This is a genomic window from Streptomyces sp. NPDC001904 (assembly GCF_040297005.1).
Classification (GTDB): domain Bacteria; phylum Actinomycetota; class Actinomycetes; order Streptomycetales; family Streptomycetaceae; genus Streptomyces.
On record NZ_JBEOYI010000004.1, the window covers coordinates 163,136 to 179,910 of the forward strand.

The following is a 16,775-nucleotide window of genomic DNA, read 5'->3' on the forward strand; positions in this document are numbered from 1 at the left end:
CGCGAGCAGCCACGACGCAACCCGCGCCCGCCGACGAGAGCCCACCTGCCACGACGCTGGGCGGCCCGCAAAAAGTGACGGAACGCGGACGGCCCGGCCGGAACCCTGGTCCCGGCCGGGCCGCACGTGCTCGAATCATGACGTGGACCCGCACGACGACCCAGGCACGGACGAAGAACCCGGCACCCCGGTGGGCCGGCGCCTCATCATCGGCATGCTCGGCGCCGGCGCCCTCGGCGTCGCCGCGGCCCCCGCCCTCCAGCGCGCCGTGGAGAGCGTCACCTCGAAGGACCCCACCGGCGTCACGGGCCTGCTCCCGGCCGGCGGCGGCTTCCGCTACTACTCCGTCACCGCCTCCGTCCCGCACAAGGACGAGCGGAACTACCGGCTCACGGTCGACGGCCTCGTCGACCGCCCCACCGCCTACACCCTCCCGGAGCTGCGGGCCCTGCCCCAGACGCGGCTGGTGCGCGACGTCCAGTGCGTCACGGGCTGGCGGGTGCCGAGCACCCCGTTCGAGGGCGTGCGGCTCTCCCGGATCCTGGCCGCCGCCGGGGTCCGCCCGACCGCCAAGGCCGTCCGGCTGACCTGCTTCGACGGCGCGTACAGCGAGAGCCTCACCCTCCAACAGGCCCGCCGCGACGACGTCCTGGTGGCGCTGCGCATGCAGGACAAGGACCTCGGACACACCCACGGCGGCCCGGTGCGGCTCTACGTGGCGCCCATGTACTTCTACAAATCGGCGAAGTGGCTCTCCGGCATCACCGTGACCGACGAGGTGCGGCCCGGCTACTGGGAGGACCGTGGTTACGACGTCGACGCCTGGGTCGGCAGGTCGAACGGGCGGGGCGATGCACCCACCGGCTGAACCCGCCGACCGCGTACGGCGGTTCACCCCGGCCGAGCGGTGGGTGCACCGCACGACGGCCGCCCTGATGGGCCTGTGCGTGGCCAGCGCGGCCTGCCTGTACCTACCGCAGCTCGCCGAACTCGTCGGGCGCCGCGCACTCGTCGTCACGGTCCACGAATGGTCGGGGCTGCTGCTGCCGGCCCCGTTCCTGCTCGGCCTCGCCTCCCGTGCCTTCCGCGCGGACCTGCGCCGCCTCAACCGGTTCGGCAGCCGCGACAGGGTGTGGCTGCGGGCGGCGGTGCGGCGCCGGCCGGGACCGCGCCCGGCGGGGAAGTTCAATGCGGGCCAGAAGCTGTGGGCGTCCTGGCTGGCCGGCGCCGTCCTGGTGATGCTCGGCACCGGCCTGCTGATGTGGTTCACCCGTCTCGCGCCGCTGGCCTGGCGCACCGGCGGCACCTTCGTGCACGACTGGCTCGCCCTCGCGCTCGGCATCGTCGTCGCCGGGCACATCGGGATGGCCGTCGCCGACCCGGAGTCCCGGGCGGGGATGCGCACCGGCTTCGTACGCCGGGAGTGGGCGGAGCGGGAACACGGCGAGTGGCTCCCCTGACGATCCGGTGACCGGCCGCGCGTACGCGAGAGGGCGGCCCGTACGGGAACGGACCGCCCTCCGGAAAACCGCCTGCCGCTACAGGACCAGCGACAACAGCAGCACCAGGCCACCGGCGACCACGGAGATGATCGTCTCCATCAGCGACCAGGTCTTCACGGTCTGCCCGACGCTGAGCCCGAAGTACTCCTTGACCAGCCAGAACCCGGCGTCGTTGACATGGCTGAAGAAGAGCGAGCCCGCGCCGATCGCGAGGACGAGCAGCGCCGTGTGGGTGTCGGTCATCCCGGCCGCGAGGGGTGCGACGAGTCCGGCGGCGGAGACCGTCGCGACGGTGGCCGAGCCGGTGGCGAGACGGATGACGACCGCGATCAGCCAGGCGAGCAGCAGCGTCGGGATCGACCAGTCCTTGGAGATGTCCAGGACCATCTGGCCGACACCGGAGTCGATCAGCGTCTGCTTGAAGCCGCCGCCCGCGCCGACGATGAGGAGCACACCGGCGATCGGGGCGAGGGACTTCTCGGTGGTCTCCTGCAGCTTGCCCTTGGTGAACCCGGCGGGCCGGCCGAGGGTGAACATGCCGACGACGACGGCGACGAGCAGGGCCGTCAGCGGGTTGCCGATGACGTCGAAGACGCGCTGGACGGTGGCGTCGGGGTCGTCCACGACGATGTCGACCAGGGCCTTGGCCAGCATCATCACGACCGGCAGCAGGATGGTGACCACCGCGGCACCGAAGCTCGGGCGCCGCTCCAGCTGCTCGGAGGCGCGGGCCGGGATCATCTTGTCCGGCGCGGAGACGTCGACCCACTTGGCGGCGTACTTCGAGAAGACCGGACCGGCGATGATCACGGTCGGGATCGCGACGACGATGCCGAGCGCGAGGGTGATGCCGAGGTTGGCGTGGACCGCGTCGATCGCGACGAGCGGGCCGGGGTGCGGCGGGATCAGACCGTGCATGACCGACAGACCGGCGAGGGCCGGGATGCCGATGCGCATCAGCGAGTAGTTGCCGCGCTTGGCGACCATCAGCACGACCGGGATCAGCAGCACGATGCCGACCTCGAAGAAGAGCGGCAGGCCGATCACGGCGGCGATGAGGACCATCGCCCACGGCATGGCCTTGCCGCCGGACTTCCCGGCCTTGGCCAGGATCGTGTCGACGATCTGGTCCGCGCCGCCGGAGTCGGCGAGCAGCTTGCCGAGGATCGCGCCGAGCGCGATCAGCACACCGACACCGGCCACGGTGGAGCCGAGTCCGCCGCTGAAGCTGGTGATCACCTTGTCGAGCGGTGCCCCGGCGAACGCGCCGAGCGCGAGCGAACCGATGGTCAGCGCCAGGAAGGCGTGGACCTTGAACTTCGTGATGAGCAGGACGATGACGGCGATGCCGGCGAGCACGGCGATCCCGAGCTGGGCATGGCCAGCGGAGGTGATCGGCTCGACGGTGTCCGCTGCCAGCATCTCGACGCTGAGACTGGTCACGTCTGATCCCTTGTACGTGGATGGGGGGAGGGGAGAGTGGGGGGCTACGGGGGAGCGGTGCGGGCCCTACTGGTCCGTGGGGGCGGAGCCGAGCCCGTCCAGGGCCAGCACGGCCCGGTCGGCGATCTCCTCGGGGGAGCCCGCGACGTCGACCTCGACGCCCGCCTCGTCCGGCCCGAGGGGCTGCAGCGTGGCGAACTGCGAGTCGAGCAGCGCGGTCGGCATGAAGTGGCCCTGCCGGTGCGACATGCGGTCCTCGATGAGCGCGCGGTCGCCGGTCAGGTGGACGAAGACGACGCCGGGGGCCGCGGCCCGCAGCCGGTCGCGATAGGCCCGCTTGAGCGCGGAGCTGGAGGCCACCCCGCCGAGCCCCGCCCGGCCGTGCGCCCACTGGCCGATGGCGTCCAGCCAGGGCCAGCGGTCCTCGTCGGTCAGCGGGGTGCCGGCCGACATCTTGGCGATGTTGGCCTCGGGGTGGAAGTCGTCGCCCTCGGCGTAGGGAACGCCGAGCCGTTCGGCGAGCAGGGGACCGATCGTCGTCTTGCCGGTGCCTGCCACGCCCATGACCACGACGACATGGGGGGTGCTCATCGCTGTGCTGCCTCGCTGTCTGTCTTCATCGACATCGCTGTTGTACGACACTCAAACTCAATAGGTCCGACAAATTCAAGAGGGTGTGATCTATAAGTCAGACCTTTGAGGGCCGGGCTAGTCTTTTCCCATGACCACTCAGGACCGAGGGCTGCACGCCCGTGTACTCGACAGCCTCGGTCCCGCGATCACCGCGGGGGAGTACCCCGCGGGGAGCGTGCTGCGCACGGACGAGCTGGCGCAGCGGTTCGAGGTGTCGCGTTCGGTGATGCGCGAGGCGGTCCGGGTCCTGGAGTCGATGAACCTCGTGACCTCGCGCCGCCGGGTGGGCGTGACGGTGCTGCCCGCACCGGAGTGGAACGTCTACGACCCCCGGGTCATCCGCTGGCGCCTGGCCGGCACCGACCGGCCCCGCCAGCTGCGCTCGCTCACCGTGCTGCGGTCCGCGGTGGAGCCGGTGGCGGCGGGGCTCGCCGCCCGGTACGCCACGGCCGGGCAGTGCGCGCGGCTCACCGAGTGCGCGCTCGGCATGGTGGCCACCTCACGCGGCCAGCAGCTGGAGAAGTACCTGGTCCACGACATCGAGTTCCACCGCACGGTGCTCAACGCCTCCGGCAACGAGATGTTCGCCCACCTCGGCGACCTGGTCGCCGAGGTGCTCTCGGGCCGCACCCATCACCAGGTCATGTTCGAGGACCCGGACCCGGCGGCGGTCACGCTGCACGTACGGGTCGCCGACGCCGTGCGCGAGGGGGACGCGGGGCGCGCCGAGGCCCTCACCCGCGAGATCGCCGAGGGCGCCTTGCAGGAACTGGACATCCTGGCACCCTGATCGTCCGGGTGCGCCACCGTCGTGGCTGGCCGCGCAGTTCCCCGCGCCCCTGAGATGCGCACTGCGTGCACCATCTCATCACCTGAGGCGCGGCCCTCTCGGCGAAGAGGCGCGCGAAGCGCAGCCTCAAGGGGAGGCGGCGCGAAGCGCCTGCCTCAGGGGCGCGGGGAACTGCGCGAGAAGCCCCACCGGCCCGCACCCGTCGACGAGACCTACTCGATGAAGTCGCCGTCCACATAGACCCAGGCGCCGTCCACCCGTACGAACCGGCTGCGCTCGTGCAGCGCCCCGCCCTGATAGCGGGCCCGGAACGTGACAGTGCCGCGCTGATGGAACGCCGAGCCGTCCGAGGCGTCCAGAATCTCCAGCCCGGTCCACCGCGGCGCATCGTCGAAGTCGATCACCGGCGGCCGCGTGTCCGGGTGCCAGGTGCGCAGCAGATACGGACCGTCCTGCCGGACGAAGGCGGCGTACCGCGACCGCATCAGGGCCTCGGCGGTGGGCGCGGCGGCCTTGCCGGAGTGGTACCGGCCGCAGCAGTTCTCGTAGGCCTGCGGGAGCCCGCAGGGGCAGGTGGGGGCAGTGCGTGACATGGGGTTCACGATATGCCCCGGACCACGGTCAGCTCCGCGCCCCGGGTGCGATCGGAGGCCGGCCCGGTCTCCAGCACCAACTCGCCCGGCTCGACAGTGAGTTCCAGATCCCGCCCGACCGAGGCGAGCGTCGCGGCGCCCACCTCGAAGACCACCTCGCGGCGCTCACCCGGCCCGAGATCCACCTGGACGAACCCGCGCAGCTCCCGCACCCGAGGCCACGACGAGCCCCCCGACCGCCTGCGCACGTACAGCTGCACCGTCTCCCGCACGGCGGCCCCGCCCGTGTGCGCGACGGCCACCGTGCAGGTCACCGAGGGATCCGCGGTGGACACGGTGGACCGGCTCAGACGCGGAACGCCGTACTCGACCGTGCCGGACGACAGGCCGTGCCCGAACGCGTGCCGGGCCGTCGCCGGCTGGTCGACGTAGCCGCGGTAGCCGTGGTCCTTGCCGTTGTAGAAGACGGGGAGCTGCGCCGCCGAACGGGGCACCGACACCGGCAGCCGCCCCGAGGGCGCCACGGCCCCGAACAGCACGTCGGCGACGGCGCGCCCGCCCCACGGCCCCGGGTACCACGCGCACAGCACGCCCGCCGCCCGTCCGAACCGTTCCGGCAGCGCGTGCGGGCGGCCCTGCAGCAGGACCACGACGACCGGCACCCCGGTCGCGGCGACGGCGTCGAACAGCGCCGACTGTGCCTCGGGGAGGGCGAGGTCCGCGAGGTCGACGCCCTCGCCGCACGTCATGCCGGCCGGGTTGCCCGACGTGACGACGGCCGCGCCGTTCGCCTCGAACCGGGTGTCCGCCTCCCGGGCGCTCGACCCGCCGAGCACGAGCACCGCCACGTCCGCGCCCGCCGCCGCGGCCACGGCGGCGGCCTGCCCGGACGGATCGGCGCCGACCAGCTCGCAGCCGCGCGCGTACGTCACCTCGCGGTCCGGACCGGCGGCGGCCCGGATCCCGTCGAGCACCGTGACACCGGTGCCGGGGCGCTGCGGCGCCGTGTAGTCGCCGATCTGCTGCGGTACCGAGTCCGCGTTCGGACCGATCACCGCGATCCGGCGTACGCCGGGGCCGAGCGGCAGCGTCCGGGTGTCGTGACCGAGGAGGGTCACCGAGGCACGGGCCAGCCGCTCGCTCAACTCCCGTGCATCCCGGCGGGGTTCGCGCTCGCCCACGTACGGGTTCTCGAAGAGGCCGAGCCGGAACTTGAGGGTGAGCACCCGGGCCACCGCCGTGTCGAGCGTTGCCTCGGACACCAGGCCGCGCCCGATCGCCTCGCCGAGCCGGGGGAACGCGCCGTCCCACAGGCTCAGATCGGTCCCGGCCGCGAGGGCCGCCGCACCCGCCGCCACCGGATCCCCGGCCAGCCGCGCCAGCCGGTCGAGGGCGCAGCCGTCCGCCATCACGATCCCGTCGAACTCCCAGCGGTCCCGCAGCAGTTCGGTGAGAAGGTACGGGTTCGCCGCGCACGGCAGGCCGTCGAACTCGTTGTACGCGGCCATCACCCCGGCCGCTCCGGCCCGCACACCCGCACGGGCCGCCGCCAGATGCACCTCGTGCAGCTCGCGAGCCCCCAGCTCCGTCGCCGCGCTGTTGCGGCCCCCGACCGTCGCGCCCTGCCCGGCGAAGTGCTTCAGCACGACACCGACGCCCTCCGAGCGCATCCCCCGCACCAGTGCCTCGGTGAACCGGGCGGCCAGGTAGGGGTCCTCGCCGAAGCACTCCTCGGCGCGCCCCCAGCGCGGGTCGCGCACCAGGTCGAGCGCCGAGACCAGCGCCACATGCCCGCCGCGCGCCCGGAGTTCGGCGGCAGCGGCGGCGGCCGCCTCCTCGTACAGGCCGGGATCCCAGGAGGCGCCGACCGCCAGATTCACCGGCAGGACCGTGCCGTCCAGCGCCTGATGCCCGTGCGGCACCTCCTCGACCATCAGGACCGGGACGCCCAGCCGCGTCCCCTCGACGACGTGCCGCTGCACCGCGTCGGCGACTGCGGCCGCGTCCGCCGCCGTGATCCCGTCCGCGAAGGTCACGCCCGACCACGGATCGGCGCGCTGCAACCCGTACAGGGCGCCCATCCCGTCGTACGCGGCGACCTCCGCACGGAACGTCTCCGTCAGCCCGAACGCCCCGTCCGCCGTGCGCGCGTACGCGTCCCAGCCGTACAGCCGCTGATTGACCTGCCCGACCTTCTCGGCGAGCGTCATCCGGCCGAGCAGGTCCCGCACCCGGTCCGCGACCGGCGCGGCCGGGTCCCGGTACACCGGCACGCTCATCGCAGTTCCAGCACCCGCACGCCGAAGGCGCCCAGGGTCACCTCGTCGACCGGCTCGCCCGTCGCCAGGTCGTGCAGGGTGCCCGCCGCCCGGGGGGACACCGTCAGCTCCGCGTCGTCCTGGCTGACCAGCCACACGAACCGGCGGCCGTCCTCGTGCTCCAGCACGTCCGCGCCGACGAACGGCGAGTCGACCGTCACCGGCCGCGCCACCCCGGCGACCTCGGCCAGCGCCGCGTACAGCCGGTGCGTCTGCTCCGGGTTGACCCGCGCCGTGCGCGCCGCCATGTGCTCCAGGGGGTACGTGGCGAGCACCGTGCGGCCGTGCCCGGTCTCGCGGCACAGCAGCGCCGGGCGGCCGTGCCCGTCCACCGCGACGACCCGCGCGTCCCTCGGGACCACCGGCAGGTAGGCGCGGCTGTCCTCGTTGCCCGCGACCGGGAAGCGCAGCGTCTGACCGGCCGTGATGCCGCCGAAGTCCTCCCGGAACGTCAGCTCCAGGGTGTCGTCCTCGATCGGCTCCGCCACTCCGTACGAGAGCTGCTGCTCGACCCCGAACAGCCCGTCCAGGTCGTCGAACCACGGCCCGCGCGTGCCCGGGTGCTCGCCCGAGCAGAACGACAGGTACACCGTGGCACCCTCCTCGGCCCTGCGGCGCAGCGCCCGCGTGGTCCGGGTCGTCAACTGCCGGGTGGCGGGCAGCAGATACAGCCGCACGTCGTCCGTGATCCCGTCCGCCTCCCGGGTCAGCGCGGCCGGCAGGTCGGCGGCGCGCGCGGCCACGTACCCCTGGTGCAGCGAGCTGAAGATGAGCGGGCGGTCGGCGGGCCGGCTGTACGGGTAGCCGCGCTCCAGGAAGGCGGGGACGACGAACGCCGCGTCCGCGTCCGCGCGACGGCAGCGCGCGAAGTCGACGTCCTTCAGCACCTCGGCGAAGGCGGCCAGCTCGCGCAGGGGCGCCTTCGGGGCGCCGGTGCTGTCCGTGATGCCGAAGTGCATCTCGAACGGATGGTGGTCGTACGGGGACCGGTCCCACAGGTCGTCGTAGTCGGTGTTGTTCCAGGCGATCCAGCCCGTCGCGCCGCCGAGCAGCGAGTTGTGCAAGGCCTGGCGGTAGTACACGCCCGCGTTCGCGTCGGACACGGTGTCCGTGGAGAGGCCGAACTCCTCCAGGACGACCGGCTGGCCGGTCACCGACGCCAGCTCGCACTCGAAGGCCGCCCGGTAGTGCTGGCGGGCCCGGTCGGTGTCGGAGCGGTAGACGTGCGGGCCCACGAAGTCCACGTACTCGGCGGTGTCGCGCAGCGAGAAGCCGTTGTCGCGGCCCGTCACCTCGATGCCCCAGGCGCCGTCGCCGAGCGAGACGGGCTGAGTGGCGCCGGCCGCGCGCACCGCGTTGCACATCGACTGCGCCCACGCGGTGACGACGTCGCTGTGCGGCGGGTCGACCTGGTAGATCCGGCCGTAGCCCGGCATCTCGTTCGTGATCAGCCAGCCGGTCACGGCCGCGTGGTCCTTGAACCGGCGGGTCATCTGGGAGGCGAACCACGCCTGGCGGCCCACCATCCACACGTCCTCGTACAGATCGCGGCCGCCGCGCCACGCCGGGTCCCAGTTCTCGCCCGACATGTGCCCGACGATGAACGTGGGCACCGTGCCCATCCCCAACTCCTGGTGGGCGTCGAGGAAGTCGTGGAACCGTTCGCACAACTCCTCGTCGATCCGGTGCGGTTCGGGGTGGAAGTCCGGCCAGTAGAAGAACGAGCGGGTCATGTTCAGGCCGTGCTCGCGCAAGGAAGCCAGCTCCTCGCGCACCACCTTCGGGTCGTAGTCGCGCCACATCAGGGGCCCGCCGGTACGGGACCAGAAGTTGGCACCGAGCCAGGGCAGGACGGCGGCGTCGTGGGTCAGGTGGGCGCTGTGGCGTCGCATGGTGGTACGTAGCTCCGTTGCAGTGCTGTTGATGGTCAGGCGGTCGAGGGGCCGGTCGACGCGCGGACGACCAGCTCGGGCCGCCCGTCGAGCGGTGTGTCGGGCACGTCCTCGCCGCACCGGGCGAGCAGCGCCCGCGCGGCGGCGGCGCCGACCCGCTGCACCTGCTGGTCGACCGTGGTCAGCCGCGGGTGCAGCCAGCGGCCGAGCGGCAGGTTGTCGTAGCCGACGACCGACAGGTCCTCGGGCACGCGCAGTCCGGCGCGCTGGGCGGTGCCGATCCCGCACACCGCCATCGAGTCGTTGGCGTAGACGAGGGCCGTCGGCCGGTCGGCCAGGGCGAGCAGCTCCTCGGTCGCGGCGACGGCCGCCGCCTCGCTGAAGTCGGTGTGCAGGACCGCCGAGGGCGCGAACCCCAGCGCCTCCTCGAACGCGGCGAGCCGCAGCCGGGTGTGCTGGAGCTCGGCGGGGCCCGCGACGTACGCGATCCGGCGGTGCCCCAACTCCCGTAGATGCGCGGCGACTTCCCGCACACCGGCGCCCTGGTCGGCGAGTCCGACCACCGGCACCCCCGGCGTGGGCGCGCCGAGCAGCACCGCGGGCAGCCCGAGCCGGGCGAGCAGCGCCGGGCGCGGATCCTCGGCCCGCGCGTCGGTGAGGACCGCACCGTCCACCCGTTTCTCGGCGGCGAGCCGCTCGTACAGCGCGCCCTCCTCGGCGACGTCCGCCACCAGGTGCAGCAGCAGGCCGTACCCGCGCGGCGCCAGCTCGCCCTCGATACCGGTGATCAGCTCGCCGAAGTGCGGGTCGGCGCCCAGCACATCGGTCGGCCTGCGCACCACGAGCGCCAGCGTCCGGGTCCGCGCGCTGCGCAGCGCCGTCGCCGACGCACTCGGCGACCAGCCCAGGTCGAGCGCCGCCGCGAGGATCCGCTGCCGGGTCGCGTCGGCAAGCCGCCCCTTGTCGTTGAACGCCTGCGACACGGCCGCCGTCGACACCCCGGCGGCCGCCGCCACCGCCTTGATGGTCGGCCGCGCACCTGCCTTCGCCCCGCTCACATCTTCACCGCCCCACTCACCAGTGCCTGCTGCATCCGCTTCTGCAGCACCGTATAGACCACCCACACCGGGACCAGGGTCAGGACGGTCCCGGCCGTGAGGACGCCGTAGTCGGTGCCCGTGATGGCCTTCAGGGTGGGCAGGGCGACCTGCACCGTGCGCTGCGCCGGGTCGGGGCCGATGATGACGAGGGAGTACAGGTACTCGTTCCAGAACGTCAGGAAGTTCAGCAGCAGGACCGTCGCGATGCCGGGCAGGCACATCGGCGTGTAGACGTGCCGCAGCACCGCGAAGGTGGAGGCGCCGTCGAGCCGGGCCGCCTCCTCCATCTCCTTCGGGATCGCCCGCATGAACTGCACCAGGATCACCACGGACAGCGGCATCGCCGTCGCGGGGAGGAACAGCACCATGAAGATCCGGGTGTGGAACAGCCCGGTCGCGGCGGCCAGCAGGAACGTCGGGAACAGCGCGGCGAACGTCGGGATCAGGAACCCGAGCGAGAACACCTTCTCCACCGCCGACGCGAGGCGTCCCGTCGAACGGGCGAGCGCGAACGCGGCCGGGATCGCGAGGAGCAGCGTCAGCGCCAGCGAGAACACCGTCACCAGCGCGGAGTTGACCACCGCGAGGCCCAGATGGGCGCTGGTGAACGCCGTCGAGAAGTTGTGGAGCGAGAACGACGACGGCAGCGCGAAGGGCTGCGCGAAGATCTCGTCGTTCGTCTTGAACGCCGAGGCGACGAAGTAGTACAGCGGGATGACCAGAAGCACCGCGTACAGCCACACCAGGATGTGCGCGGGCAGCCACGAGCGGCCGAACCTCGACCGGGGCTGCGTACGGACCGGGGACTTCATGACGTACGGCTCCGATCGGTTCAGTAGCTCTGGCGGAACGCCCGCCGGATGGCGAGCAGCCCGGCGAGGCCGACGAGGAAGAGGAGGACGCCGACGGTCTGGCTGTAGCCGAGGTCCGCCGCGATGAACGCCTTCTGGTAGACGAGGAACGACAGCGTCGTCGACGAACTGCCCGGCCCGCCCTGGGTGAGCAGCAGCACGTGCTGCGCGGACCCGAACAGCGTCCACAGGAACTGCAGCATCGTCACCACGCCCACGTAGTCGCGGATCACCGGGAAGTGGATGCGCCACATGGCCCGCCAGTGCCCGGCCCCGTCCAGCTGCGCCGCCTCGCCCAGCTCCTCCGGCACACTGCCGAGCCGGGCCGCGAACAGCACCGCCGTGAAGCCGATCCCGGCCCAGATGTCGAGGGCGATCAGACAGGCCAGCGCCGTCGACGGCGAGGCCAGCCAGGCGTCGGTCAGCGAGCCGAGCCCGACCGCCTTCAGGCCGCCGTTGAGCAGCCCGTCGGGGGAGAGGGCCGCGTAGAAGACCATCGCCTTGGCCGGGGTCGAGATCAGCCCGGGGATGAAGAGCAGGTACCGGATGACGCGATGGCCGGGCGGGCGCTGCGCCACGTAGTAGCCGACCATGTACGCGCAGACCACCATCACGGGGACGGCGACGGCCAGTTGAACGGCCGTGTTCCGCACGGCGTCCCAGAACACGGGGTCGGCGAAGACGGTCCGTACGTTGTCGAACCCGGCGAACGACACCGGCTGGAGCATGCCCGGCCAGTGCAGCGCCGCCACCACGAAGATGGCGACCAGCGGGCCGACCATGAACACCAGGTACCAGATGAGCGCGGGCAGCGCGAGGACCGTGCCGCCCTGGCGGCGCGGGCGGGCGCCGGGCGCGGGGGAGGGCGGGACGGGGCGGCGGACCGCCGTGCCGCTCGCCGCCGTGGACGTCGTAGTCGCCATGAACGACTCCCTTGCGAAGGAGGAGAAGAAGAGGGGCGGGCGGTCAGACGCCGCGGTACGCGGCTTCCAGGACGGAGCGGACCTTCGCCGCGCTCGTGCCGCGCGTGAAGGACGTGCTCGTCGCGGTGATCAGCGGCTGGCTCGCCGCGGGCGGCACGTACACGTCCGGCAGCAGCACCTCGCTCACGTCCCCGCCGAGCCGCTGCGCCGCCGCCACCAGCGGGAAGCCCGTGCTCACCGCGTCCGAGCGCAACGCCATGTCCCGGCCCGCCTCCTTGACGAACCGGGCGACGGTGTCCTCGCGGTAGAAGAACTTCAGGAACTTCTCGACGGCGTCGATCTTCTTCGTGCCGTTCGGGCTGATCCAGAAGCCGATCAGGGTGTACGTGCGGATGATCGTCGGCTTGTCGTGCGCCGCGCCCGGCGCCAGTGGCCAGCCGCCCACGTCCGTGTGGCGGGCCACCGCGTCGGGGACCTTCGCGAGCGCCGACGACATCGCGGACTGCATCGCCGCCGCCTGCGTGTTGAACTGCGTCGTCATCGTGTCCGAGGTCAGGCCCTGCGCCTTGTCGGTGAAGACGCCCGCGTCGCGCAGCTCCACGAAGTACTCGATGCCCCGGCGCGCGTTCCGCCCGCTGAAGTCGCCTGTCGTGTAGACGTGCCGGGCCTCGTCCTGGCTCAGGAAGGTCTGGATGACCTGGGCGAGCAGCTTCTGCCCGGTCCAGTCGTTGCCGCCGACGGTGACGGGGGAGAGGCCCTTGCCGCGCAACTTCCGTGCGGCGCCGATCAGTTCGTCGCCGGTGACGGGTACCCGGCCGACGCCGGCCCGGTCGAGCAGCGTGCGGTTGAAGGCCACCGGCCAGTTCGTGGCGAAGTACGGGAAGGCGCGCAGCCGGCCCTTGGCGTCGGTCCAGGCGTCGAGCGCCACGTCCCGCACCCGCTCGCGCAGCCCCCAGTCGTCCAGGTAGCCCTTGACGTCGACCGTGGCGCCGACGTCCGTCCAGGCCAGCGTCTTGTCGTACAGGTTGACCATGACGACGTCCGGCTCCTTGCGGGCCAGCCGTGAGGTCTCGTAGACCTGCGCGAGGTCGTCGCCGTTGACGAGGTTGCGGACCTTCAGGCCCGTCTCGTCGCGGAACCGGTCGAGGGCCGCGAGATACGTGGGAGAGCCCGGAGCCGTGGTGCCGAGCTGGCTGTGCACCACGAGGGTGTCGGGGTCGTCGGCGGCGGCGGCGAGGGAGGAGCAGCCGGACAGGGCGGGCAGGGCGGAAGCGGCTGCGAGGGAGCCACCGGCGGCGAGAAGGGCACGCCGACTTGTCGTTGAGCGCACAGCGGGCACAGCGGTATGTCTCCAACCGGGGGATGGTTAATCGATATACCTGCGGGGGTGCGAGCACCGTACGAGGGCAGGGGGGAACGGTCAACCCCCTGTTGCACAGGATGAAATCGAGCCTCTCGGGCCCGGTGGGACCAATGGGATCGGTGGGCTCAGACCTGCTCGGCCCGGAACCCGGCCGGTGTCACCCCGGCGTGCTGCTGGAAGTACTTCGAGAAGTTCGCCGAGTCCGGCACGCCGACCGCCGCCCCGATCCGGCCCACCGGCAGCTCGGTGTGGGCCAGCAGGCGCTTGGCCTCGAGAACCACGCGCCGGTCGATGAAGGCCTTCGGGGTCAGGCCGGTGGCGGCGCGCACCGCGCGGACCAGGGTGCGCCGCGAGTAGCCGAGCTCGTCGGCGTACGCGCTGACGCTGTGGTTCGTCGTGAACTGCTTCTCCACCGCCGCCCGGAACCGGGTGAAGGTGGTGTCGGCCTGCGGTTCGAGGGCGTCGGCCGCGGCCTGCGCCGACACATGGGCCACGCGCAGCATGAAGGCGGTCAGCGCATGGCGCAGGACGCTGGTGTGCAGGCTCAGCGGGAGGGTCGAGGTGTCCAGGTACTCGCGCTGCAACTGCTCCAGCGACGCCCGGATTGCGGCCCGTTGGGCCTCGTCGGGGTGGAGCAGCGGCGGCCGGTCGTAGCGGTACATGCCGGTCGCCTCGACGATCGCGCGCGGCAGGAACCCGGGCTGCATCGTCAGGCTCGTGCCGACGTACGCGTCCGTGGTGGAGAAGCCGTGCACCTGTCCCGGCCGGATCCACAGGATGTCGCCCGCCCCGGCCTCGTACTCGGTGAAGTCGATCATGTGGCGGACCGGGCCCTCGCGGAAGAACAGCAGCACGTGGAAGTCGATGCGGTGCGCCCGTCGGGACGGGACGGCGCTGCCCTCCCAGGGGGTGCCGGTCCCCATCGGTCCGACCCGCATGCCGACCCCGGACAGGCTCTCCGCGGGGTCGAAGGGATACGTACGGATGTGCTCCGTCGGTCCCAGATGTGCGCTCGGATGTGCGGGGTCCTGCTCCGGCATGCGTGTTCCTCGGTGTCGGCCGTCTCTGCTGTCCCATTTTCACCGAACGCTGGCACGGGGCCACCTGTCCCCTCAAAAGTATGACCTTTAGATTTGAAGCTGGCCCGACCAGGAGGTTTGGATTCTGGGGGCCGGTGCCTCGCGGCGCCTTTGATGGACAACGGATGCGAAGGAAGTCATACAGATGAGCACGCAGACACCCGACGGCCTCGACCCCTTCGAGCGCCCCTTCGAGTGGACCGAGCTCGACCAGCGCGCCGTCGACACCGCCCGCCTCCTGGCGGCGGATGCCGTGCAGAAGGTCGGGAACGGGCACCCGGGTACGGCGATGAGCCTCGCCCCCGCCGCGTACACCCTGTTCCAGAAGGCCATGCGGCACGACCCGGCCGACCCGGAGTGGACCGGCCGCGACCGTTTCGTCCTGTCGCCCGGCCACACCAGCCTGACCCTCTACACCCAGCTCTTCCTGTCCGGCTACGAGCTGAGCCTCGACGACCTGAAGGCGTTCCGCACGCAGGGCTCCAAGACGCCCGGTCACCCCGAGTACGGCCACACCGCCGGTGTCGAGACCACGACGGGCCCGCTCGGCCAGGGCGTCGCCAACGCGGTGGGCATGGCGATGGCCGCCCGCTACGAGCGCGGCCTGTTCGACCCCGAGGCCGCTCGGGGCGAGAGCCCCTTCGACCACATGATCTGGGCCATCGTCTCCGACGGCGACCTGGAGGAGGGCGTCTCCGCCGAGGCCTCCTCGCTCGCCGGCCACCAGAAGCTCGGCAACCTCGTCTTCGTCTGGGACGACAACCACATCTCCATCGAGGGCGACACCGCGACCGCCTTCTCCGAGGACGTCCTGGCCCGCTACGAGGCGTACGGCTGGCACGTGCAGCGGATCACCCCGCAGGAGAACGGCGACGTCGACGTCAAGGCCCTGCACGAGGCGCTCGCCGCCGCCAAGGCCGTGACCGACAGGCCGTCCCTCATCGCGATGCGCACGATCATCGCCTGGCCCGCCCCGACCAAGCAGAACACCGAGGGCTCGCACGGCTCCGCGCTGGGCGACGACGAGGTGGCCGCCACCAAGCGCGTCCTCTGCTTCGACCCCGAGCAGTCCTTCGTCGTCGAGGACGCCGTCGCCGCCCACGCCGGGCTCGCCCTGGACCGCGGCGCCGAGGCCCACGCGGCCTGGGACAAGAAGCTCGCCGAGTGGCGGAACGCCAACCCCGAGAACTCCGCGACGCTGGACCGCGTCCTCGCCGGCCGCCTCCCCGAGGGCTGGGAGGAGCACCTGCCCGCCTTCGAGACCGGCACCAAGGTCGCCACCCGCGCCGCGTCCGGCAAGGTCCTCCAGGCGCTCGGCCCGGTCGTCCCCGAGCTGTGGGGCGGCTCCGCCGACCTCGCCGGCTCCAACAACACGACGATCGACAAGACCTCGTCGTTCCTGCCCGTCGGCAACCCGCTGCCCGAGGCCGACCCCTACGGCCGCACCGTCCACTTCGGCATCCGCGAGTTCTCGATGGCCGCCGAGATGAACGGCATCGCGCTGCACGGCAACACCCGCATCTACGGCGGCACCTTCCTGGTGTTCTCCGACTACATGCGCAACGCCGTCCGCATGTCGGCGCTCATGCAGCTCCCGGTCACGTACGTCTGGACGCACGACTCCGTCGGTCTCGGCGAGGACGGCCCGACCCACCAGCCCGTCGAGCACCTGGCCTCGCTGCGCGCCATCCCGGGCCTGAACATCGTCCGCCCGGCCGACGCCAACGAGACCGCCATCGCCTGGCGCGAGATCCTGCGCCGCGGCTCGGTCAAGCCGGCCCCGCACGGCCTGGCGCTCTCCCGCCAGGGCCTGCCCACCTACGAGGCCAACGAGGCGGCCGCCAAGGGCGGTTACGTCCACACCGAGGCGTCCACCGGCACCCCCGAGGTCATCCTCGTCGCCACCGGCTCCGAGGTGCAGCTCGCCGTCGCCGCCCGCGAGACGCTGGAGGCCGAGGGCGTCGCGACCCGCGTCGTGTCGATGCCGTCCGTCGAGTGGTTCGAGGAGCAGGACGCCGAGTACCGTGCGTCCGTCCTGCCGCCGTCGGTGAAGGCCCGCGTGGCGGTCGAGGCCGGCATCGGCCTGACCTGGTACCGCTACGTCGGCGACGCCGGCCGCATCGTCTCCCTGGAGCACTTCGGCGCCTCCGCCGATGCGAACGTCCTCTTCGCGGAGTTCGGCTTCACCGCCGAGAACGTCGCCGCCAAGGCCCGGGAGTCCCTGGCCGCCGCCCGCGCCTGACACCACGACCCGCACGTACTGCGTCACACCGAAAGAAGATGAAGCA

14 protein-coding genes are annotated in these 16,775 nt (G+C 72.2%); 4 read left to right on the forward strand and 10 right to left on the reverse strand.

Annotated elements, in window-relative coordinates:
- The first annotated feature begins 214 nt into the window (after positions 1-214).
- On the forward strand, positions 215-868 hold the full coding sequence (locus ABT127_RS07830; protein WP_351446234.1) for a molybdopterin-dependent oxidoreductase: 654 nt from the start codon (positions 215-217) through the stop codon (positions 866-868).
- The gene (locus ABT127_RS07835; RefSeq protein WP_351445717.1) at positions 852-1,460 is read left to right on the forward strand and encodes a cytochrome b/b6 domain-containing protein; all 609 of its coding nucleotides are present in this window, start codon (positions 852-854) and stop codon (positions 1,458-1,460) included. The genes ABT127_RS07830 and ABT127_RS07835 overlap by 17 nt, the downstream gene beginning before the upstream one ends.
- Before the next feature lie 78 nt (positions 1,461-1,538).
- On the opposite strand, the gene ABT127_RS07840 is transcribed toward ABT127_RS07835, so the two are convergent.
- The gene (locus tag ABT127_RS07840; RefSeq protein ID WP_351445719.1) at positions 1,539-2,945 is read right to left on the reverse strand and encodes a GntT/GntP/DsdX family permease; all 1,407 of its coding nucleotides are present in this window, start codon (positions 2,943-2,945) and stop codon (positions 1,539-1,541) included.
- 66 nt (positions 2,946-3,011) lie between these two features.
- On the reverse strand, positions 3,012-3,536 hold the full coding sequence (locus ABT127_RS07845; RefSeq protein WP_351445721.1) for a gluconokinase: 525 nt from the start codon (positions 3,534-3,536) through the stop codon (positions 3,012-3,014).
- 130 nt (positions 3,537-3,666) lie between these two features.
- Between ABT127_RS07845 and ABT127_RS07850 the strand changes: the two genes are divergently transcribed.
- Entirely contained in the window at positions 3,667-4,368 is a 702-nt protein-coding gene (locus ABT127_RS07850; RefSeq protein WP_351445723.1) for a FadR/GntR family transcriptional regulator, read from the forward strand.
- 212 nt (positions 4,369-4,580) lie between these two features.
- Here ABT127_RS07850 and ABT127_RS07855 read toward each other — a convergent pair whose 3' ends face one another.
- The 8 genes from ABT127_RS07855 to ABT127_RS07890 all read right to left on the reverse strand — a co-directional run bounded on the left by ABT127_RS07855 (position 4,581) and on the right by ABT127_RS07890 (position 14,448).
- A complete protein-coding gene (locus tag ABT127_RS07855) occupies positions 4,581-4,961 on the reverse strand; it encodes a YchJ family protein (RefSeq protein ID WP_351445725.1) in 381 nt (126 codons plus the stop codon).
- 5 nt (positions 4,962-4,966) lie between these two features.
- Positions 4,967-7,240, reverse strand: a complete 2,274-nt coding sequence (locus ABT127_RS07860; protein ID WP_351445727.1) for a glycoside hydrolase family 3 N-terminal domain-containing protein — start codon at positions 7,238-7,240, stop codon at positions 4,967-4,969.
- Complete coding sequence (locus ABT127_RS07865; RefSeq protein WP_351445729.1) at positions 7,237-9,171, reverse strand: glycoside hydrolase 5 family protein; 1,935 nt, start codon at positions 9,169-9,171, stop codon at positions 7,237-7,239. Before ABT127_RS07865 ends, ABT127_RS07860 begins: the two co-directional genes overlap by 4 nt.
- 35 nt (positions 9,172-9,206) lie before the next feature.
- Positions 9,207-10,229 carry a LacI family DNA-binding transcriptional regulator gene (locus ABT127_RS07870; protein ID WP_351445731.1) on the reverse strand — a complete coding sequence of 341 codons (1,023 nt, stop codon included), beginning with the start codon at positions 10,227-10,229 and terminating at the stop codon, positions 9,207-9,209.
- Positions 10,226-11,083, reverse strand: a complete 858-nt coding sequence (locus ABT127_RS07875) for a carbohydrate ABC transporter permease (protein ID WP_351445733.1) — start codon at positions 11,081-11,083, stop codon at positions 10,226-10,228. Before ABT127_RS07875 ends, ABT127_RS07870 begins: the two co-directional genes overlap by 4 nt.
- Before the next feature lie 20 nt (positions 11,084-11,103).
- Positions 11,104-12,045 (reverse strand): carbohydrate ABC transporter permease, encoded by a 942-nt coding sequence (locus ABT127_RS07880; RefSeq protein WP_351445735.1) that lies wholly within the window; start codon positions 12,043-12,045, stop codon positions 11,104-11,106.
- A 43-nt stretch (positions 12,046-12,088) separates the two neighbouring features.
- Positions 12,089-13,375: an ABC transporter substrate-binding protein gene (locus ABT127_RS07885; protein ID WP_351445737.1), complete on the reverse strand. Its 1,287-nt coding sequence runs from the start codon at positions 13,373-13,375 to the stop codon at positions 12,089-12,091.
- Between the two features lie 158 nt (positions 13,376-13,533).
- Complete coding sequence (locus tag ABT127_RS07890; protein ID WP_351445739.1) at positions 13,534-14,448, reverse strand: helix-turn-helix domain-containing protein; 915 nt, start codon at positions 14,446-14,448, stop codon at positions 13,534-13,536.
- Positions 14,449-14,632: 184 nt separating this feature from the next.
- On the opposite strand from ABT127_RS07890, the gene tkt reads away from it, so the two are divergent.
- The gene (gene tkt, locus ABT127_RS07895) at positions 14,633-16,729 is read left to right on the forward strand and encodes a transketolase (RefSeq protein WP_351445741.1); all 2,097 of its coding nucleotides are present in this window, start codon (positions 14,633-14,635) and stop codon (positions 16,727-16,729) included.
- The last annotated feature ends 46 nt before the right edge of the window (positions 16,730-16,775 follow it).